This is a genomic window from Novosphingobium sp. SG707, from assembly GCF_012275515.1.
In the GTDB taxonomy this organism is placed as follows: Bacteria; Pseudomonadota; Alphaproteobacteria; order Sphingomonadales; family Sphingomonadaceae; genus Novosphingobium.
The window spans coordinates 42,011-61,642 of the sequence record NZ_JAAZQL010000004.1 but is presented as its reverse complement, the minus strand read 5'-3'; the positions used below and the strand labels follow the sequence as shown (position 1 = coordinate 61,642).

Annotated in this window: 17 protein-coding genes; 7 read left to right on the top strand and 10 right to left on the bottom strand. The window is 64.1% G+C overall.

Features of this window, described 5'->3' with window-relative positions; translation table 11 throughout:
- Positions 1–22: 22 nt before the first annotated feature.
- From FHW92_RS12675 to FHW92_RS12650, 6 genes are read right to left on the bottom strand one after another with little or no spacing between them, the layout of a single operon-like run.
- On the bottom strand, positions 23–988 hold the full coding sequence (locus tag FHW92_RS12675; RefSeq protein ID WP_246870141.1) for an FAD:protein FMN transferase: 966 nt from the start codon (positions 986–988) through the stop codon (positions 23–25).
- Positions 988–1,893 carry a DUF4198 domain-containing protein gene (locus FHW92_RS12670; RefSeq protein WP_246870140.1) on the bottom strand — a complete coding sequence of 302 codons (906 nt, stop codon included), beginning with the start codon at positions 1,891–1,893 and terminating at the stop codon, positions 988–990. The genes FHW92_RS12675 and FHW92_RS12670 overlap by 1 nt, the downstream gene beginning before the upstream one ends.
- A 29-nt stretch (positions 1,894–1,922) precedes the next feature.
- Positions 1,923–2,408, bottom strand: a complete 486-nt coding sequence (locus tag FHW92_RS12665; protein WP_168603651.1) for a DUF2271 domain-containing protein — start codon at positions 2,406–2,408, stop codon at positions 1,923–1,925.
- A gap of 12 nt (positions 2,409–2,420) precedes the next feature.
- Entirely contained in the window at positions 2,421–3,044 is a 624-nt protein-coding gene (locus FHW92_RS12660) for a PepSY-associated TM helix domain-containing protein (protein WP_168603650.1), read from the bottom strand.
- Entirely contained in the window at positions 3,041–3,775 is a 735-nt protein-coding gene (locus FHW92_RS12655; RefSeq protein ID WP_168603649.1) for a tetratricopeptide repeat protein, read from the bottom strand. The genes FHW92_RS12660 and FHW92_RS12655 overlap by 4 nt, the downstream gene beginning before the upstream one ends.
- A gap of 2 nt (positions 3,776–3,777) precedes the next feature.
- A complete protein-coding gene (locus FHW92_RS12650; RefSeq protein ID WP_168603648.1) occupies positions 3,778–6,120 on the bottom strand; it encodes a TonB-dependent receptor in 2,343 nt (780 codons plus the stop codon).
- A gap of 303 nt (positions 6,121–6,423) precedes the next feature.
- Here FHW92_RS12650 and FHW92_RS12645 point away from each other — a divergent pair, with 303 nt between their 5' ends.
- On the top strand, positions 6,424–7,686 hold the full coding sequence (locus FHW92_RS12645) for an HD-GYP domain-containing protein (RefSeq protein WP_210428489.1): 1,263 nt from the start codon (positions 6,424–6,426) through the stop codon (positions 7,684–7,686).
- A gap of 5 nt (positions 7,687–7,691) precedes the next feature.
- Here the strand turns inward: FHW92_RS12645 and FHW92_RS12640 are convergent, their stop codons facing one another.
- On the bottom strand, positions 7,692–8,603 hold the full coding sequence (locus FHW92_RS12640) for a LysR family transcriptional regulator (RefSeq protein ID WP_168603646.1): 912 nt from the start codon (positions 8,601–8,603) through the stop codon (positions 7,692–7,694).
- Positions 8,604–8,731: 128 nt separating this feature from the next.
- Between FHW92_RS12640 and FHW92_RS12635 the strand changes: the two genes are divergently transcribed.
- The 3 genes from FHW92_RS12635 (at position 8,732) to FHW92_RS12625 (ending at position 13,948) form a co-directional block, all read left to right on the top strand.
- Complete coding sequence (locus FHW92_RS12635; RefSeq protein WP_168603645.1) at positions 8,732–10,243, top strand: adenosine deaminase; 1,512 nt, start codon at positions 8,732–8,734, stop codon at positions 10,241–10,243.
- 107 nt (positions 10,244–10,350) lie between these two features.
- The gene (locus FHW92_RS12630) at positions 10,351–12,750 is read left to right on the top strand and encodes a TonB-dependent receptor plug domain-containing protein (protein WP_172249285.1); all 2,400 of its coding nucleotides are present in this window, start codon (positions 10,351–10,353) and stop codon (positions 12,748–12,750) included.
- 67 nt (positions 12,751–12,817) lie between these two features.
- Positions 12,818–13,948, top strand: a complete 1,131-nt coding sequence (locus FHW92_RS12625; protein WP_168603643.1) for a purine nucleoside permease — start codon at positions 12,818–12,820, stop codon at positions 13,946–13,948.
- Here FHW92_RS12625 and FHW92_RS12620 read toward each other — a convergent pair.
- Positions 13,945–14,682, bottom strand: coding sequence for an enoyl-CoA hydratase-related protein (locus tag FHW92_RS12620; RefSeq protein ID WP_168603642.1), 738 nt, complete (start codon positions 14,680–14,682; stop codon positions 13,945–13,947). The two genes, FHW92_RS12625 and FHW92_RS12620, sit on opposite strands and share 4 nt — an antisense overlap.
- A 64-nt stretch (positions 14,683–14,746) precedes the next feature.
- Entirely contained in the window at positions 14,747–15,967 is a 1,221-nt protein-coding gene (gene phaZ, locus FHW92_RS12615) for a polyhydroxyalkanoate depolymerase (RefSeq protein ID WP_168603641.1), read from the bottom strand.
- A 145-nt stretch (positions 15,968–16,112) separates the two neighbouring features.
- Between phaZ and FHW92_RS12610 the strand changes: the two genes are divergently transcribed.
- The 3 genes from FHW92_RS12610 to FHW92_RS12600 all read left to right on the top strand — a co-directional run bounded on the left by FHW92_RS12610 (position 16,113) and on the right by FHW92_RS12600 (position 19,183).
- A complete protein-coding gene (locus FHW92_RS12610; protein ID WP_168603640.1) occupies positions 16,113–16,766 on the top strand; it encodes a glutathione S-transferase in 654 nt (217 codons plus the stop codon).
- 109 nt (positions 16,767–16,875) lie between these two features.
- Positions 16,876–18,204, top strand: a complete 1,329-nt coding sequence (locus FHW92_RS12605; protein ID WP_210428488.1) for an alginate export family protein — start codon at positions 16,876–16,878, stop codon at positions 18,202–18,204.
- Positions 18,205–18,250: 46 nt separating this feature from the next.
- On the top strand, positions 18,251–19,183 hold the full coding sequence (locus tag FHW92_RS12600; protein WP_168603639.1) for a DUF808 domain-containing protein: 933 nt from the start codon (positions 18,251–18,253) through the stop codon (positions 19,181–19,183).
- A 28-nt stretch (positions 19,184–19,211) separates the two neighbouring features.
- On the opposite strand, the gene FHW92_RS12595 is transcribed toward FHW92_RS12600, so the two are convergent.
- Entirely contained in the window at positions 19,212–19,607 is a 396-nt protein-coding gene (locus FHW92_RS12595) for a hypothetical protein (RefSeq protein ID WP_168603638.1), read from the bottom strand.
- Positions 19,608–19,632: the final 25 nt, after the last annotated feature.

The window sequence follows — 19,632 nt, the reverse complement described above, 5'->3', positions numbered from 1 at the left end:
GCCCCAGCAAGGCTTATTGCATCTAATTCGCAATCATATCGACCAATGTCGCGCTCAACACCTCGCTCCCGTCCTCCATCACCCAGCGCACTGAAAGCCCCAGCCGATCCGCCAGTTCCCGCCCCCGGTTCGGCCCCATTACGCTCATCGCGCTGGCCCAGCCATCGGCGATCATCGCCTCTGTATGGATCACGCTGCAGGCCAGAACCCCGCTTTGCGCCGGGCGACCGGTGGCCGGATCCAGATTATGCCCGCCGCGCACATAGGTGCCCGAAGTGGCCACCGCCAAGCCATGCAGCGCGATTCGCAAGGGCGCCACGCCCGCCGGATTTTCCAGATCGACCCACCATGGCTGGCCATCGCTCTGCACGCCCCAGCCGGACAGTTCCCCGCCAACCTCGACCAGCCCATGCCGCACCCCCATCGCGCGCAGCATTGCGGTCAGCGCATCGACGCCGTAGCCTTTGGCGATGCCCGACAGGTCGAGCGATACGCCCCCCGGTTGGCGCAAGCGCCCCGCCGCACTGTCCCATGCCAGACGCGAAACATCGCAACAGGGGCGCAGCGCGGCAATCTCCCCATCACCGGGCGGCGCGGCCACAGGGCCGGGCGGGCCAAAGCCCCAGCGATCAACCAGCCGCCCCATGGCCGGGCTGAACGCGCCCCCGCTGGCCTGCGCCAGATCGAGCGAAGCGGCCATCACATGGGCGAAATCGGGCGAAAGGCTCGCCCATTCCCCGCCTTGCAAATTGTTGAAAAGGCAAAGCTCGCTGTCGGCCTGCCAATGGCTCATCTGGCGCACCAGATCATCGAGCCGCGCGGCAATCGCCCCGCGCAAATCCGCCGAGTCTAGGCCTTGGGGCCAAACCGCGCGAACCCGCCAGACCGTCCCCATCGTCTGGCCCGAAAGCGCCACCACGGGCGCCTTCGGGTCCAGACCGCGCAGGGCATTATCATCAATGACTGGCGGCAGGGCGACACGGATCATCAGGGCGCCATCACCTCAACCGTGGCGGTGTAGGTCATCCGGCGCTCGGTGGCGCGCGGGGTGGTCGGCTTGTTGTCGGTGGCGCTGATGGTCATCCAATACATGCCCGCGCCGGTCCATTTGACGGTGGCCACGCCATTGGCATCGGTGGTGACATCATAGCCGCCCTCGGCATCGCGATAGCGCTTGCCGCCCGGAATGACGGTCAGCTTGAGACCCTTGGCGGGCTGGCCGTCGATCAGGAAGCGGAACTTGCCCGGTTCATTGGCCACCAGATCGTCGGGATGGGTCAAGGGATCGAATTCCAGACCCTTGCCGCTGGGCTTGAACAGCGCAGTGGTGGGCGCGCCGCGCGTGACGAAGATCTCGTTGCGGCTGATTGCTTCGGTCAGCTTCAGGTCGGCGGCATTGGCCGGGATGGCATCAAGTGCGACCGATTCCACCGGCGCGCGGCCCGGAGCACCACCCGGCGTACCGGCCGGAGCACCGCCCGGCCCCATCGCGCCCGGCGGCGGGCCGGGGCGACGGCCGACGCGCTTTTCAACGCCGTCCACCTTGAAACTGCCCATCACGTTAAATCCCTCGGTGCCGATCTTCCACGTGCCCGGCTGGGTCAGGTGAACGTCGAAAGTGCTGCGATGGCGGGCGGTGATGCCGTGTTCGATGGCGCCTGCTGTGCCGTCCGGCGCGGTCACCTTGATCTGCGCCAGTTGTATCGGGAAATGGTCGGGAAAGAACAGGTCGTTTGACACGGCGGCATCGACACTGGCCCAGGGATCTTCGCCCGAATAGGTGGTGGCCACCGGCAAAAGCCACTGGCGATGAGCCGAAGCCGTCATCGGCAGCGCGAGGGCAGAGGCGCCGACCAGCAGGGCAAGCGACTTGAACATGATGAAATTGGCCATGGAGAAGGCTCCTGTGGGGAAGGGACGGATCAGGGGAGGGTGACGGCAACCGCGCCGATTTCGCCGCCCGCGCCATTGCCCGCGCCCTTGCCGCCGGTGCGCGGCAGGGTGAAGGGTACGCTGACCAGTTCGCGCCCGCCGGTTTCGCGCGCGGCCTCGACCTTGAGCGTATAGGCGCCGGGTTTCAGATCGGCGGGCAGGGGGATCGTGTGGTGGCCCGGCGCGCGGGTGGCGCCCGAAATGCCGGAGGGCGGCGTGCCGATATTGCGCCCGGCCACGCGCCACCATCCGCGCAGGTCCGACAGCCATTTCGTGCCCGGATCGCCGCGATGGTCGGCGTCATACCAGACGGCCACGGTGCGCGGCTGGATGCCTGCGCCCTCAATCCAGATGGCGACATAGGGGCGATGATATTCGGCAACGGGCAGGCGCGGCAGGTCGATAGAGATCGAACCGGCCATGGCGCTTGCCGGGGCAAGAGCCAGCACGGGGGCAAGCAGGGAGGAGGGTTTCATCGGATATTCCTTTTAGGGAACAAGGAAATGGACAAGCAGCAGCGGCACGATCAGCCCCAGCCCCACCAGCGGCCATGTCGAGGGGCGGCGCTTGGAATGGAGATGCAGCAGCAACAGGCCGGTGAGCGTGAAGACCACGCAGGCAACCGCGAAAATGTCGAGGAACCACACCCACGGCCCACCCGCATTGCGCCCCTTGTGCAGATCATTGGCCAGCGAGAGCAGGCCCCGGTCGGTCAGTTCCGCCGTAATCGCGCCATCGGCCGGGTTGATCGAGACAAAGCCGTCGCCGCCCGGACGGGGCAGGTTGACCGTGATCGCATCCTCGGCCCATTCGGCGTCATGGCCCGAAACATCAATGTGGACGGCCTGTGCGACCGCGGCGGCGACCGGCGCGGGCAGGGGAGCGTTGGGGCCATGGTGCGCGCGCAGCAGCACCAGCGCGCCGACCGACAATTGCCCGCTGCGTTCGACCACCTTGGGGCTGGCGGCAAAGGCGTCCGCATGGTTCAGCGTGATCCCGGTAATGGCGAAAAACAACATGCCGATCAACGAGATGGCCGCGCTGATCCAGTGCCATGTGTGAAACTGGCGCTGCCACCACTGTTTGGCCGCGCCATTCTTTTTCCTGCTCATGCCGGAGCCATGTCCGTCGATAGAATCTGGGCGGCAAACCGGCGCAGCCATGCTTCCTCGCGCCCGTTCAGCCACTGGACCATCTGGCGGCGGAACCGGGCATGGCCAAGGCGGGCCGCTTCGGTCAGCCAGCGGTGAGCCGAATCCATCCGCCCATGCGCGATTTCCATGCGGGCATGGTTGAAACAGCCGCGAAAATCGCCGCCCTCGGCCGCGCGGGCATAGTGATAGGCAGCCACGTCCAGATTGACCGGCACGGCCCAGCCATCCTCGTGGAACGATCCGATCATGTTTTGCGATTTTGCATGGCCCATCGCGGCGGCGCGGCGGAACAGCTCCAGCGCCCGCGCCCGGTCCTGCTCCACGCCCCGGCCCAGCGAGAGCGCGGTGGCGTAATTGTAGAGGCCCCAGGCATCGCCCTTGTCGGCTGCGGCGGCAAACCATGATGCGGCAAGGCGCGGCGTCTCATCCACGCCCCAGCCCTGATCGAGGCAGCGGCCCACCATGTTCATCGCGGGCGCCAGGCCCGATTGCGCGGCCTGAACGAACCAGCGGAAGGCGCCTTGCGGATCGCGCGCCACGCCGCGCCCGTCCAGCAGGCATTGCCCGTAATGCAGCGCGGCATGGGCGTCCCCGCCGCGTGCCGCATCAAACAGCGCAGCGGCGGCGCCGGCAGAATCCCCCGCCAGCACCGCCTGCCACTCTTCCACCGTCAGCGGGGAATGGCTCATGCTCAATACTTCAGGCTCAGGCTGGCCAGAATGGTACGGCCCGCCGCCTGATGGGCATAATGGCTGACATAGGTGGCATCGTAATAGAGCTTGTTGGTCAGGTTCAGCGCCGAGACCTTGACGCCGATATGGTCGGTCAACTGATAGGCGGCATTGGCATCAAAGCGCCAGTAGGACGGCGTATAGACCGCGCGCACCGTCGAGGCCGTGCTGCCGAAGGAATAGCCGCCATACACCTTGCCCATATAGATCGCGCCGCCGCCCAGCGTGAACTTGGGCGTGACCTTGTAGGTCGTGGTCAAGCTGATGCTGTCGAGCGGGGTGTTGGGCGCGCGCTTGCCGGTGATGGCGGCGGGCACATAGGCGGTGCCCACCAGCGTATAGCCGCCGTTGAGCATGACCGAGGGCATATGCGCCCAGCCGCCGAACAGGCTCCACTTGTCGGTGATATTGCCGCTGATGCCCAGTTCGATGCCGCGCACCCGCTTGTCGCCGATAAAGCCCACCGTGCCGTCGCCCAGATTGGCGCGGACATTGGTGGTGCGCGTCTGGAACACGGCCAGCGAGAGCGACAGGTTCTCGTCAAACAGGTTCCACTTGGTGCCCGCCTCATAGGTTGTGCTCTTTTGCACTTTCAGCGCGTCCACCCCGATGGTGGTGGTGGCCGTCAGCGTGTTGTCCTCCAGCCCCTGCGACAGGAACGAGCCGGGCGCGATGGCCGAGGTCGAGGTCGAGATATAGAAGCTGCCGTTCGGGCGCGGTTTGTAGACCAGCCCGGCCTGATAGGTGAACAGATCGTCCACCCGGCGGGTCCACGTGCGGGCCGCCGTATAGGGCGCGGCCGAACTGGCGCTGACATGGGTGAGATAGCGGTCATAGCGCCCGCCCAGATTGATCATCCACTTGTCCGACAGCGTGATCGTGTCAAACACATAGGCCGACAGCGTGGTCCAGTCCGAGAAGGTCTGGGAATTGTTCGGGCCCTTGACGACGGGCACGTTGAACGCATCAAACGGATTGGGGTTGGAAGCGCTGGTGCAAATGCCGTTGGTGCCCGTCGTGGCCGTGGGGCAGGCAATGGCCAGCGCGACCGCCGTGCCGCTGGTGTCGGACAGGTAATTGCCGATGGCCGATTTTTGCCAGTTGAACTCCAGCCCGGCGGCGAAACTGTGCTGGATGCCGCCGGTGTTGAACTTGCCCGACAGGTCGAGCTGATCGACCAGCCCGTCCTGTTTGCTGTAGCGCGCGTTCACCCGGCGCGAGATCGTGCCATAGGAATAGAGATTGCCGCGCGAGTCATCGGGCAGGGTCCAGAGATAATCCTGCTCGGTGTTGCTGTAGCGCATCGTATTGCGGATTTTCAGGTCCGGGCTGATCTTGTGTTCAAAGCGTGCGGTGAAGGCGTCGGTGTTGCTGGTGCGGAAATCGCGGTTGACGAGGCCATAGAACGTGCCGCGCTGGCGCTGCACGGTGCCGCCATTGGCGGTGGTAAACGGATCGGTGCCCAGCGGGGCGACTTCGTAATAACCGGGGCCAAAGCTGGTGGCGATGCGCGTATAGGGGATGCCCTGATCGGGCAATTCGCTCGACTGCATGTGATACCAGTCCAGCGTCAGGCTGGTGGGGCCGGTCATGCCGATCTTGATCGAGGGCGCGACGCCCCAGCGGCGTTGCCACACGTAATCGCGGCCCGCGACGCCCTGATCGTGATACATGCCCGACACGCGCAGGCCGACGAAATCGCTGATCGGCTGGTTGATGTCGGCCGTGAAGCGCTTGTAATCCTTGGTGCCATAGGTGGCGTCCGCATTGATGAAGCGGCGCTTTTCGGGGCTCTTGGACACGATATTGATCGAGCCGCCCGCATTGCCCGAACCATTGGTGATGCCGTCCGAGCCCTTGGTAATCTCGATGGATTCGACCGCAAAGGTTTCGCGGCTGGTGGCGGCAATATCGCGCACGCCGTCCAGATAGATCGCGTTCGACGAATCCGAACCGCGCAGGAAGGGACGGTCGCCCAGCGGGTTGCCGCCTTCGCCCGAACCCAGCGTGATGCCCGGCACCGTGCGCAGCGCCTCGGCCAGCGTGGTCGAGGACGTGTCCTCCAGCAATTGGCGCGTCACCACCGTGATCGAGCGGGGGGTGTCGACCAGATCGGCGGTCGCCTTGGGCGAGGACTGGCGCTCGGTCTTGTACGTGCCACCCGTGACGGCGGTATCGGTGACGGCAAAGCTGCCCAGATCGGCCTGCTGGGGCGTTTGTTCGGCGGCCAGCGCGGGATTGGCGATGGCAGGCGCAATCAGCGATGCGGCGCCGAGCAGGAGAGGTTTGCTGCCGGAGTTCATGAGCTTTCCTTATTGCGATTAAGTTGCAAGAGCCTATTGAGCAAATGCGAATGCGTTGCAATAGGAAAAATGAATAAAAATTCATGGCCCTTTCCCCGCCGGAGCGCCCCCCAAATTTTAACGGGCGATAACCAGCGCCACCCGCGCCCTGTGCGAAATCGGTGCCGAACAGGGCTGCTGGCCGCTCGTTTTGCGCAACAGCCGACAAGGGTTTCTGCCTAGATCCAGCCCCTTCGGATTTTAGAAATTTGTCGCCAATTGCGAAGTTCGCGTCGCAACTCAGACAAAAGTCCACACAGACCCATGCTCAAACGGATTGATCCCCAGCAGGCGCAACTTGGCATGTTCATCCACAAGCTGGAGGGCAACTGGTTCAGCCATCCCTTCTGGCGGGGGCGGTTTCTGCTGACGGACGAGGAGCGGTTGGCGCGGCTGCGGGCCAGCGATGTGGCCGCCGTGATAATCGATACCGCGCGTGGATGCGACGTGCCTGAGGGCGAGCCTTTGGCCGCGCTGCCCCCGGTCACGCCCCGGCGGCGGCGCCAGATGTTGCTGGAGGAGCAGAAGGCCGACCGGCGCCAATCCGCCCATGCGCTGACTCCGCGCAGCATGGCCCGCGAATTCGGTCGCGCCGAGCAGGCCGCCGACATGGGCGTCAAAGTCATCTCGCGCGCCTTTATCGAGGCCCGGCTGGGCAAGGCGATCCAGCCCGAGGTGGTGGCCCCGGTGGTCGAATCGGTCTTTGCCTCGGTTCAGCGCAACCCCCATGCCTTCAACGGTTTGATGCGGTGCAAGCGCGACATGGAATATCTGTTCCGCCATGCGCTGGCCACATCGGCGCTGATGATCTCGCTGGGGCGGCAGATGAAACTGTCGCATGAACAGATGCATGATGCCGGCCTTGCGGGCCTGTTGATGGACAGCGGCATTGCGCTGCTCCCCATGCCCGAGCGATGGCAGGGCGACTGGAGGGATCTGCCCGAGCGGGCCGTGCGCGAGCATGTGTTGTTCGGGCGCGATTTCGTGGCGACGGGCGGTTTTGACGAAGCGGTCGTGCGTGCCTGCTACGAGCATCACGAGCGGATGGACGGCGCGGGCTATCCCGAAGGCGTGGCGGGCGAGGGGATCAGCCTGCTGGGCCGGATGGCGGCGATCTGTGATGCCTATGACGATCTGGCCAATCCGTTTGACGGGGATGGCGTGTCCGATCCGGCCCGCGTGATCGAGATGATGCAGGCCGATGCGGGGGCGTATGATCCCGATATTCTGCGCGAGTTCATTGTCGCGGTCGGGGTCTATCCGGTGGGGTCGATCGTGCTGCTGGCCTCGCATCGGCTGGCGATGGTGGTGGACCAAAACCCCGACGATCCGGCCATGCCCACCGTGCGCTGCTTCTATTCGCTCAAACTGGGCCGGGCGGTGGCGCAGGAGACGGTCGATCTGGGCAATTGCTATGGCAAGGACCGCATCGTGGGCGCGGCCGACAGCGCGATGCTTGCGCAGGCCAATCTGCCCAATCTGAGCCAGATGCGGATGAAATTGCTGGCGGCGGCCTGCGCTGGATAAACGGGCTATTCCTGATAGGCCAGTGCGGCAAACCCCTGCTGGATTTCGCCCAGCACCAGATCGGCGGCATAGGACAGCGTGCGCGATGTGGCCGTGGTCATGGCCAGCACCAGAGGTTTCAGGATCGGATCGGCCAGAGGGGTAAAACAGAGCGTTCCGGCGCGCACCTCGCTGGCCACATCGACCCATGACAGGACGCCCACGCCGACACCTTCCTGCACCAGACTGGCGATCATCTGGATATTGTCGGATGTGAAGATGCGGTTGAGCGGCACCTGCGCCGCGCCTTGCAGAACGGCCACCTGATCATGCACCGCCAGAGGCCGCGCGGGCAGGATGACCGGGAGATCGGCGGCCATCGAAAAGCGCGCGCGGGGCAATTGCGCGATCGGGTGGCCGGGCAGAGTAATGAAGCCCAGCGGCACATCGGCAAAGGCGCGCACCGTCAGATCGCGGATCGATTGCGGTTCAAAGCCGATGCCGAAATCGACCTCGCCATCGGCCACCGCATCGCGCATCGCCGCGCTGTCCAATATGCGCAGCGCCACGGTGATGCCCGGATAGCGCCGGTGGAGCGCGGACAGCACTTGCGGAATATAGCCCTTGGTCAGCGCATGGATGACGGCGATCTCGACATGGCCGCGTTTCAGTCCGCGCAGATCCTCGATCCGCGCCCGCGCATCGGCCAGCGATTTTTGCCAGTTGCCGCCCGCCGCCATCATGATCTCGCCCGCCGCCGTCAGGCGCAGGCCCGAGGGCAGACGCTCAAACAGCGGCATACCGATCTCGGCCTCGGCGTTCAGGATTTGCCGGTCGATGGCCGAGGCCGAGACATGCAATTCATCCGCTGCCTTACGAATGGAGCCGGTGCGGCCCACCACCATGAAATAGCGCAGGAAACGGGAGAAGGCGGGCATGGATTGACTCCGGGAAAGGTGCGCTCATTTTTGCAACGCTGCGTCTAAATCATTGCGTTTGATTGTTGCACGTCAAGCCCTAAATTCGCCGCCGAAGGGGTCAGGGGACCCTTTGACGGGGACAAATCTTGAACATTTCCGGTGGCAGGCGGCGGTTGGGCGCCTCGACCTTGCGTATGCGCCGGTCTTTGGGTCTTTGCATACTGGCCGGGGCCGCGCTCCTCCCTCACGCGGTTCTGGCCGGAACCACCGCCGCCCGCGCCCATTCCTCTCCGCAGCGCGAGGCGGCGGTGGCGCAGATGATGGCGCGTGCGGCGCAGAGCCCGACCGAATTGCGCGTATTCCTGCGCGCCATGCCCAAGGGCGGCGATCTGCATAACCACCTGTCGGGGGCGATCTGGGCCGAGGATTATCTGCTCTGGGCGGCGCAGGCGGGCTTTTGCGTCACGGCCGATGGCTTGAGCGTCGAACCGCCTCCGCCCGGCGGATGCGCGAGCGAACGCCGGATTGAACGTCGCGATGGGCAGGAAGCGCCCTCCTATGCCCGGCTGGTCGATAGTTTCTCGACGCGCGGCTGGCAGGCGGGCGTGGGGCGCAATGAACGTTCGGGTCATGCGCAATTCTTTCAGACCTTTGCGCGTTTTGCCCCGATCGCCGCCATCTCGACCGGGCCGATGCTAGCCTCGGTGCGGCGCCATGCCGCGCTGGACCGGGTTGGCTATCTGGAGCTGGATCACAACACCAACGCCTTTTCCCATGCCATCATGGCGGCGGGCGATGCGCCGATGGGCGAGGGCGATATTGCCGCCGCCTTTGAGGCTGACCGCGCCCTGATAGAGCCTTTGCTGGCGCAGGCGAGCGCGGAATTGACCCGCGACGAGGCGGAGGCGATCCGGATCCTGCAATGCGCCACGCCGCAGGCCGAGGCCGGATGCAAGGTGCGGGTGCATTATCTGTTTCAGGCCTTGCGGGCGCTTCCGCCGCGCATGGTGTTTCGCTCGCTGGCGGCGGCCTTCATGATGGCGGACCGCGATCCGCGCTATGTCGGCATCAACATCGTCATGCCCGAGGATCACCCGCTGGCGCTGCGCGATTACACGCTGCACATGGCGATGATCCGCTTTCTGGCGGCGCGTTATCCGCGTGTTCATCGCACGCTGCATGCAGGGGAACTGGGCGCGACGCAGGTGCCGCCTTTGGCCCGTACCGACCATATCGCGCAGGCCATCGCGGCGGGCGCCCAGCGCATTGGCCATGGCGTCGATATTGCCGGAGAGGAAAATGCCGCCACCATCATGGCGCGCATGGCCCGCGCGGGGATTGCGGTCGAAATCAATCTGACCAGCAATGATGTGATCCTCGGCGTAAAAGGCGAAGCGCATCCGCTGGGGCTCTATCGCCGCTATGGCGTGCCCTTTGTGCTCAGCACGGATGATGCGGGCGTTTTGCGCGGCGACATGACCGGCGAATACGTCCGCGCCGTGCGCGAACAGGGGCTGACCTATCGGGACCTCAAACAGGCTTCGCGCAACAGCCTGACCTATTCTTTCCTGCCGAGCGATGAAAAGGCGGCGGCGCTGGCCGCGCTCGACCGGGAATGGGACGCTTTTGAGCGAGACCGGATGGCCGGGGCGCCATGATGCGGATCATCACAAGATAAGCCGGACAGGCATCGGGAAGAGGACAGGGAACAAACACAGGGCAGGCGGCGCAAGGGCGCGGCCGGCCATCACACATGGGGGCAAGTATGATGGAATCCAACGAGAAATTACGGCTGCGTCGCGTGACATTGGCGGCCGTTCTGCTGGCCGGGTCGGTGCTGTCGACCACCGCCTATGCCGCCGACGAACCGGCCGAGGAAAAGAAGGAAATCGTCGTGCAGGGCTCGCTGGGCGCGCTGCCCCTGAAGGATGTCGGCACGATTTTCGGCTTCAACAAGAATCTGGTGGAAACGCCGCGCTCGGCCTCGACCATTTCCAAGGAGCAGATGGAGCGGTTCGGCGCGACCGAGATCTATGACCTTGTCGCGCAATCGCCGGGCGTGTTCACCAACTCGTTCTTTGGCGTGGGCGGGGCGCTTGATATTCGCGGCACGCCGGGCGAAATCTATTTCCGGGGGATGCGCCGTCTCGACAATCCGGGCAATTATCCCACCCCGCTGGGCGCATCGGACCGGATCGACATCGTGCGCGGGCCTTCCTCGCCGATCTATGGCCCGTCCAAGACCGGCGGCTATATGAATTTCGTGCCCAAGTCGGCGCGTGCGGGCAAGGGCAAGTTCCTTGACCATGCCGAGGGCGAGGTGAACTACACCGGCGGTAGCTGGAGCAAGAATGTGCTCTCCGCCTCCATCCGCGGGCCGGGCCATGTGGGTTCCAAGGAATTCGGCTACAGCCTCTATGGCGAGGTCGAGGACAGCGGCTCCTATTACCGGAATATGGGGACCAAGCAGACGATCCTTCAGGCCAGTTTTGAAATGGACCTGACGCCCACGCTGCGCCTCGAATTTGGCGGCATGTATCACAATTACAAGGGCCAGCAGAACGGCGGCTGGAACCGTCTGACGCAGGCGTTGGTCAATAACGGCACCTATATCACCGGTACGGCCAAACCGCTCGACACCAATGGCGACGGCCTGATCCAGGCCAGCGAATTTACCAGCGTTGGCAATTTCAACCCCTTCTTCCCCAATCCGACCAGCGTTACCAATGCCAGCTTTGCCGCTTATCCCTGGCTGGCGCTCAACAATGTCGGCACCGCCACGCTCAGCCGTAAGAATGTGCTGACCGGGCCGAATGACAAGCTGTGGAACAAGGCGATCACGCTTTATGCGGATCTCATCTGGAACCCGTCCGACACGCTGGAAATCAAGAACCAGCTTTTCTATGACGGCTATGACAACATCAACGAGAACGCCTATGGTTTCTCGCAATTCCACAATTCCTATGTGATCGAGGACAAGATCGTCGCCACCAAGACGGTCGAGAACAGCGCGGGCAAGTTCCAGCTCCAGCTCAGCCCCTCGGTGCGCTATACCGATTTCCTGCATGGCGATGATTTTACGTTCGAATATTTCCACCGCGTCGATCTGACTCAGGGCTATACCGCGCTTTCTGCCCGCCGCCTGTCGACCCAGTGCGATTGCGAATATTCAAACTATGTGCGCGGCTATTACACCGATGCGGCCTTCGCGGCGCTTGCCGATCTGGATTTCAAGTTCGGCCTCGATATCACGCTGGGCGGCCGCTATGACAGTATCAACGTGCGCACCAGCAATGACCTGAGCAAGCTGCGCGTGTCGGCGGGCGTGACGCCTTCGGCCTCGGCCACCAACGGCATCTGGAGCTGGACCGCGAGCGCCAATTACAAGCTGCCCTTCGGCCTGGTGCCCTATGGCACGGTGTCGCGCCAATCGACGGTGATCGCCGGGCAGGGTGCGGAAATCTACACCTCCAACGTGCTGGGCAATGCATGGACCACCGCATCGCGCATGTGGGAGGCCGGGATCAAGGGTTCGTGGCTGGGCGGGCGCCTCTATGCCGCGATCGACACCTATAACCAGAAGCGCACCGATTTCTCGATCCAGTCCTCGACCGTCAACCAGTCGGTCGAAACGCGCGGCATCGAGGCCGAAGTGCGCTGGTCGGTGGACAAGCACCTGCTGATTTCGGGCAATTACACCAAGACCAAGGTGTACAACCTGTCCTTCCTGAATGCGGGCAGCACGTTCAGCTTCCTTGGCATCGAGGACTTGAAGGGCGTTGACCCCTCGCTGATCCTTGGCGGTCAGCCGGGCGGGTTGATCTCCACCAATACGATGGACAAGTCGCGCCGGGCGGGCATTCCGACTAACACCTATTCGGCCACGGCCACCTATGCTTTCGACAATGGCCTCGCCTTTGCCGTCAGCGCTTCGGCCTTCGATTCGGTGTTTTCGGGCCAGTCGCAGGCGGTGCGCCTGCCCGCCTATACGTTGGTCGATCTCTCGGCCAGTTATAAGACCGGGCCGTGGCTGTTCCGTGTGGTGGTGAAGAACGCCACCGATGCGACTTATTTCCGCGCCAATTTCACCGAATTGTTCGGCTCGACCATCGTCCTGCCGGAAAAGCCGCGCAGCGTGCAGGGTTCGGTGGTTTACAAGTTCTGATGATGGGGCGGGGCGCTCGGACCTTTGGCCTGCGCGCCCCGTTCGTTTGGGGAAGTGATTTATGGTAATGGCCCGTTACAAGGCTTTGTTTCTGGCGCTGACGGTTGCTCTGGCGGGGCCGGTGGCGGCGGCTCCCGTGTCTCCGCGCGCCGCCTTGGGGCAAATCGCCAAATGCGCGCCCGCCGCGCCTTGCGCCGCGCATCTGCCGGTGCGGGTGGTGGTGGTCACGCTGTTTGAAATCGGCAAAGACGAGGGCGACCGGCCTGGCGAGTTCCAGCTCTGGAAAGAACGGGCGAAGTTGACCGAGCGAATCCCTTTTCCACAGGGCTATCACGACCTCTATTACAATCCGGACACGCAGGTTCTGGGCATTGTGACCGGCATGGGCAATATCAAATCGGCCACCGCCGCGCTGGCGCTGGGGCTGGATCAGCGGCTCGATCTGTCCCACGCTTATTGGCTGGTGGCGGGCATTGCCGGTATCGATCCGGCGGCGGGATCGGCGGGCAGCGCGGCATGGGCGCGCTATCTGGTCGATGGCGATATGGCGCATGAGATTGACGCGCGCGAAATCCCCAAGGGCTGGAAATATGGCTATTTCCCGATCCACGGCTCGACCAGGGTGGAGGGCGACCCGCTGGCCGGGCCTGCGCCTGTGGCGGCCAATGGCGAGATGTTCGCGCTCAACGCCGGGCTTGCCCAATGGGCCTATGGGCTGACCAAGGATCTGAAACTGCCCGACGATGCCTCGATTGCGGCGCAGCGCGAACTCTACAAGGATTTCCCCGAAGCCCAGAAGCCGCCCCACGTGATGATGGGCGATCAACTGGCCGCGATGACCTATTGGCATGGCGAGAAGATGACCCAATGGGGCCGCGACTGGGTCAAATACTGGACGAATGGCAAGGGCACTTTCGTCACCTCGGCGATGGAGGAGACGGGGATTATCCAGAGCCTCGAATATCTGACCAAGGTGGGCAGGGCGGATCGCAATCGGGTGATGGTGCTGCGCGCGGGGTCGAATTTTACCATGCCCCCGCCGGGCATGGGCGCGGCCGAAAACATGGCGCGCGAGAATGCGGGCTATTCGGGCATGACCGCCGCGCTGGAGGCACTCTATGCCGCCGGGTCAAAGGTGGTGGGGGAAATCACCACGCATTGGCCGCGCTATGAAAAATCCGCGCCCTCGGCCCCTTAACCCTTGCGTTTGAAAAATCCCTCGGCGCGAGCGGCGAAATCCGCCCCGTCGAAGGCGGAGGCGAACAGGGCCAGCGAGGCTTCGTCCTCCTGCCTTTGCCCGGCGATCACCCGCGCGATGGTGTGCAACGTGGCGCTATGGGTAAAGGCGGAATTGGCGGCGATGGCGCGCAGAGGGTCATGCGCGCTTTCGGCGATCTCCTCGATCAATCCGATGCGCAGCGCTTCCTCCGCCCCGATCAACTGGCCGGTCAGCATCAGTCGCCGCGCCTGACCCGGCCCGACGAGATCGACCAGCAGCCCCGTATCATGCAGCGGATAGGCCAGCCCCAGCCGCGCGGGCGTAATGCCGAAACGCGCGCGCGCCGTTGCCACCCGCATATGGCAAGCAAGGATCAGCCCGCATCCCCCGCCGATCGCATCGCCATCCACCATCGCCACCAGAGGCTTGGGGCATTGCGCCAGCGCCGATTGCGCCGCATTGATCGCGCTCTGCGTCGCGGCGCGCAGCGCCAGATCATCACGCGCGGCCAGCATTTCGCCAATATCCGCGCCTGCGCAGAACAGGCCCGGCGTGGCCGAGGTCAGCACAATCGCGCGCACATCCGCGTCATCCACTGCCTGCGCCAGCAAAACCGGCAACGCCTGCCACATGGCAAGGTTCATCGCATTGTGGCGCTCGGGGCGGTCGATCAGCAGGCGCGCGATGGCGCCATCCTTGTCCAGTTTCAGCATGGGCGCCTCTTACCCGATCGTGCGCCCCGGCAACAGCGCGCCTATAGTCGCAGCGCGGATAGGCTCAACTCATCGCCAGCACCATATTGCGCACCTGCGGATAGACCTGCTTTTCCCATTTCGATCCGGCAAACACGCCGTAATGGCCCACGCCCGGCTGCAGATGATGCCGCCGCAGATGGGGGCGCAGCGAGGAGCACATCTGATGCGCGGCGGCCGTCTGGCCCACGCCACAAATGTCGTCGCGCTCGCCCTCGACCGTCAACAAGGCGGTATGGCGGATTGTCGCGCAATCAATGCGGCGGCCGCGGTGCATCATTTCGCCCCGCGCCAGAGACGCCTGTTGAAACACCTGATCGATGGTTTCGAGATAGAATTCCGCCGACAGGTCCAGCACCGCCATATATTCATCATAGAAATCGGCGATCTTCTTCGCCTCGGCCTCACGCTCGTCGACAAGAGCCTGATAGAGCTTGCGGAATTGTCCGAAATGGCGGCCAAGGTTCATCGACATAAAGGCGGTCAATTGCAGGAAGCCGGGATAGACCCGCCGCCCCGCGCCCTTATACCGCGAAGGCACGCGCGAGATCAGATTGGCCTCAAACCAGTCCAGCGTATTGGCATTAGCCAGTTCATTGACCACCGTGGGCGCCTCGCGCACATCCAGAGGCCCGCTCATCAGCGTCAGGCTGCGCGGGGTGCATGGATCGCGTTCGGCGCTCATCACCGCCACCGTGGCCAGCGCCGACACGCAGGGCTGGCACACCGCCAGCATATGGCTGCGCGGGCCCAGTTCACGCAGGAAATGGATCAGGTAATCGGTGTAATCCTCCAGCCCGAACCGCCCCTCGGCCAACGGCACATCGCGCGCATTCTTCCAGTCGGTCAGATAGACATCGTGATCGCGCAGCAGGACCTCGACCGTATGGGAGAGCAGCGTGGCGTAATGGCCGGACAGGGGGGCAACCACCAGCATCTTGGGCTGGGGCGTCATCACCTCGTCCTTGGCGAAATGGATGAGATTGCCAAAGGGGCGCTCAATGGCGATTTCCTCACGCACGGCTACGCGGGCATTGCCCACCCGCACCTCCTCAATCCCAAAGGCGGGGCGGCTGTGGGTGATGGCCGAGAGCTTGTGAGTCGTGCAAAGCGCATGGATCCGGCGCGGCCAGCCCCATACATCGGCCCATGGCCACAGGCGGTCGCGCGCCTCCAGCGCCAGCGCCGCCATCCGCCGCGATGGCTCCATCATGTCGCAATAGGTCTGATAGGCCTGATAAAGCATGGGTTCGGTTCCGCCAATCTTTCCGCCCGGTGCATGATTCGCATGAGTGCCGGGATGAAATAATAGGGTGATGCTGCGCTGCGTCATTGCGCTTGGCAAGAGTTTATGCTGCAAAAGCGAGAACAGCCTAGAGAGGAAGCGAGTCATGGCCAAGGCAACGCTCACCATTTCCAGCAAGACCTATTCGGCATGGTCGCTGCGCGGCTGGCTGCTGACGCAATTGGCCGGGCTCGAGGTCGATGAACAGCGGGTGGAAAATGACGCGGCCGACCGCGCCGAACTGCTGCTGCTCAGCCCATCGGTGCTGGTGCCGCGCCTGACGCATGAAGGGGCGAGCGTTTGGGATACGCTGGCGATTGCCGAATATCTCAACGAGCTTTACCCGCAGGCCCAGATGCTGCCCGCCGACCGGATCGCGCGCGCCCATTGCCGCTCGATCAGCGGCGAGATCCATTCCGGCTTTACCAATCTGCGCTCGGCCCTGCCGATGAACCTGAAGGTGCGGCACGAGAAATTCCCGGTCTTTTCCGGCGCCCGCCCCGATATTGAGCGGATCGAGGTGATCTGGCAGGAGTGTCTGAGCAAATATGGCGGTCCGTTCCTCTTCGGCGCCGCGCCCACGATTGCCGATGCGATGTATGCCCCCGTCACCACGCGCTTCCTCTCCTATGCGGTGGGCCTGAGCGCGCCCAGCGCCGCCTATTGCCAGACCATCGCGGCATGGGCGCCGATGATAAAGTGGCGCGAGGCCGCGCTGGCCGAGGCCGAGGAGTTCGAAGATCTGGATGTCGAATTCTGAAACGAGCCTCCCGATAAAACTACGCAGGGGTCATCCTCCGGCATTTTAGGGCTTTGGATTGTAGCATTGCCCCCCTAGAGAGCGCGCCCATTGGGGGGAATGTCGGGTGATGAAATTCAGGGTTCTTGCCGTATTGGGCCTGTTGGGCTGGTCTGCGGATGCGCGGGCCGATGACGGCGTGCAAATTTCGGGCAGCATTCGTGCGCGTTACGAAACCATCGAGGGCCAGGCGCGCGCAGGTGTGAATGCCAGCGACCAGTTGCCGGGCCTGCGCACCACCTTGCGCGCCGAATGGAAACACGGGCCGATCCAGCTTGTCGGCGAAATCTATGACAGCCGCGAATGGAACGCCAATCCGGGCACGCCGCTCTCCACCAATGATGTCAATGTGATGGAGCCTGCGCAGGCCTATATCATGGCCAATCTGGGCTCCACCTTCGGCAAGGGCACCAAGACCACCATTCAGGCCGGGCGCATGATGGCGCGCATCGGTTCGGGCCGCCTGATCGCCTCGGACGATTATCGCAATTCCACCAATTCCTATACCGGCGCGATTGTGACCACGGCGATGCCGCGCGGCTATACGTCCACGCTGATCTATCTGATGCCGCATCTGCGTCTGCCCGATGATGGCGTTTCCTTGCGCGACAACCGTTTTGCGCTGGATTCGGAGAATGTGAACATCGCGCTGACGGGCGGATTGCTGGCGCATCAGGCCAAGGGCAGCCCGTTCCTGTCCGAAATCAGCTTCATCCATTTTGGCGAGCGCGACGCGCCCGGCCACCCCACGCGCGACCGTTCGCTCAATAATCTGGGCCTGCGCGCCAGCGCGGACCCGCGCCCCGGCCATGTCGATGGCGGGGTCGAGGGCATCTATCAATGGGGCCATGTCAGCGCCAGCACCGCCGCCAACGCCGCCATGCTGACCGCCAGCGCGACCTTCGTGCGCGCCCATCTGGGCTATAGCTGGGCGGGCAAGTGGAAGCCGCATGTGCTGGCCGAATTCGACCGGGCCAGCGGCGACGGCACTTCGGGCACCTATGGCCGTTTCGACACTTTGTTCGGTTTCCGCCGCGGCGATCTGGCACCCAGCGGCCTGTACAATGCCATCGGGCGCGCCAATATCCTCTCGCCCGGCCTGCGGATCGAGGTCGCGCCCAGCGCCCGCGTGGATGCGTTTATCGGCTGGCGCGGCATGTGGCTGGCTGATAGCCATGACAGTTTCTCGACCACCAATGTGCGCGATGCCACCGGGCGCAGTGGCAGTTTCGCCGGACATCAGTTCGATACGCGGCTGCGCTATTGGATCAGGCCGAAAAGACTTCGTTTTGAATTTGATGGCGTCTATCTGGCGCGCGGGTCGTTTATGGAAAACGCGCCCAATGGACGGCGCGGCGATACGCGCTATGTGTCGTTCAATCTGACCGGATTTTTCTGATTCTGGCGGCATGGTCGGGCCGCCTGTCGCAGGGGGCTGTTAAGACATGTCGGTGGGTTTGATCGCGCTGCTCGATGATGTGGCGATGATTGCCAAGGCGGCGGCGGCCTCGCTGGACGATATGGCCGCCGGCGTGGCGCAGGCGGGCAGCAAGGCGGCAGGCGTGGTCATCGACGATGCGGCGGTGACGCCTGCCTATGTCGCCTCGTTTACCCCCGACCGCGAATTGCCCGTCATCGCTCGTATCGCGCGGGGCAGCCTGTTCAACAAGCTGGTGATCCTGCTGCCGGTGGCGTTGGCGCTCTCGGCGCTGCTGCCATGGGCGATCACGCCGCTGCTGATGCTGGGCGGGCTGTTTCTGAGCTATGAGGGCGCGGAAAAGCTGCTGGAGAAGCTGGGCGGCGAGGGACATGGCGAAACGCCCGACGGGCCGGTGGCCGATGGCAAGGCCTTTGAGGCCGCGCGCGTCAAGGGCGCGGTGCGCACCGATCTGATCCTGTCGGCCGAAATCATGGCCATCGCTCTGGCCGAGGTGGCCGACAAGCCCTTGGTCGAGCGGGCGGTCATTCTGGGCATTGTGGGCGTGGGCATTACGGTGCTGGTTTACGGCGTGGTCGCGCTGATTGTGAAGGCGGATGATATCGGCCTGCATCTGGCGCGGGGCGGAACGGGGCTGCGGCTGACCATCGGGCGGGCGCTGGTGCAGGGCACGCCGCCCTTGCTCACCCTGCTGGCCAATGTGGGCACGGCCGCGATGCTGTGGGTGGGCGGCGGCATCCTGTTGCATGGCGCCGAGCAACTGGGCCTTGCCGCGCCCGCCCATTGGCAGCATGGCGCGGCCCATGTAGTCGAAATGGCCGCGGGCGGAGCGCTGGGCTGGATCGCGGGCGCGGGGATCGCCGGGCTGGTCGGGCTGGCGATCGGCATGATCGTGGCGGGGGGGCTGCACGGGCTGCCCGCTCTGTTGCGGCGGGCATGAAAAAGGGGGCTTTGCGGCCCCCCTTTGATCAATTCGGCAATTCTTCGCTTTCCTCGCGGTCATAGCGATTGTTGATTTGCGTCAGGCGGTCGGTTTCCGACCTTTCGCGCTGGCTGGCATGGCGCAGCACCAGTTCCTCGAAAATATCGGGATGCAGCGGCCGGTCGAATTCCAGCCCCGCGCTCTGTCCCATCAGCCACACCACGGTCGCCTCCTTGGGCGCCAGCGAGGGTAGGCACAGCGTCACCTTGTCTCCGCAGCGCAGCCCCGCGATGCCTTCGACCCGCGCCCCGCCGCAGGTCAGGTTCTTGAGCAGGGTTGGCCCGCGATCCTCGCCGAACCGGTAGCGGACCATCAGGTCAAAGCTGATACGTTCGGCGCGGGGGACGTAAACTACTGTATCGTCGATCGTATTGAGCAGCATGGTGTGGCTCCGGCTTTTCCTCTCT

Bases quoted from the DNA above. Each gene is read 5' to 3' on its own strand.
- FHW92_RS12655 (WP_168603649.1), bottom strand. From the start codon at position 3,775: ATGAGCCATTCCCCGCTGACGGTGGAAGAGTGGCAGGCGGTGCTGGCG.
- FHW92_RS12665 (WP_168603651.1), bottom strand. From the start codon at position 2,408: ATGAAACCCTCCTCCCTGCTTGCCCCCGTGCTGGCTCTTGCCCCGGCA.
- FHW92_RS12640 (WP_168603646.1), bottom strand. From the start codon at position 8,603: ATGCCCGCCTTCTCCCGTTTCCTGCGCTATTTCATGGTGGTGGGCCGC.
- FHW92_RS12610 (WP_168603640.1), top strand. From the start codon at position 16,113: ATGGCCAAGGCAACGCTCACCATTTCCAGCAAGACCTATTCGGCATGG.
- FHW92_RS12605 (WP_210428488.1), top strand. From the start codon at position 16,876: ATGAAATTCAGGGTTCTTGCCGTATTGGGCCTGTTGGGCTGGTCTGCG.
- FHW92_RS12630 (WP_172249285.1), top strand. From the start codon at position 10,351: ATGATGGAATCCAACGAGAAATTACGGCTGCGTCGCGTGACATTGGCG.
- FHW92_RS12660 (WP_168603650.1), bottom strand. From the start codon at position 3,044: ATGAGCAGGAAAAAGAATGGCGCGGCCAAACAGTGGTGGCAGCGCCAG.
- FHW92_RS12670 (WP_246870140.1), bottom strand. From the start codon at position 1,893: ATGGCCAATTTCATCATGTTCAAGTCGCTTGCCCTGCTGGTCGGCGCC.
- phaZ (WP_168603641.1), bottom strand. From the start codon at position 15,967: ATGCTTTATCAGGCCTATCAGACCTATTGCGACATGATGGAGCCATCG.
- FHW92_RS12650 (WP_168603648.1), bottom strand. From the start codon at position 6,120: ATGAACTCCGGCAGCAAACCTCTCCTGCTCGGCGCCGCATCGCTGATT.
- FHW92_RS12645 (WP_210428489.1), top strand. From the start codon at position 6,424: ATGCTCAAACGGATTGATCCCCAGCAGGCGCAACTTGGCATGTTCATC.
- FHW92_RS12595 (WP_168603638.1), bottom strand. From the start codon at position 19,607: ATGCTGCTCAATACGATCGACGATACAGTAGTTTACGTCCCCCGCGCC.
- FHW92_RS12620 (WP_168603642.1), bottom strand. From the start codon at position 14,682: ATGCTGAAACTGGACAAGGATGGCGCCATCGCGCGCCTGCTGATCGAC.
- FHW92_RS12675 (WP_246870141.1), bottom strand. From the start codon at position 988: ATGATCCGTGTCGCCCTGCCGCCAGTCATTGATGATAATGCCCTGCGC.
- FHW92_RS12625 (WP_168603643.1), top strand. From the start codon at position 12,818: ATGGCCCGTTACAAGGCTTTGTTTCTGGCGCTGACGGTTGCTCTGGCG.
- FHW92_RS12600 (WP_168603639.1), top strand. From the start codon at position 18,251: ATGTCGGTGGGTTTGATCGCGCTGCTCGATGATGTGGCGATGATTGCC.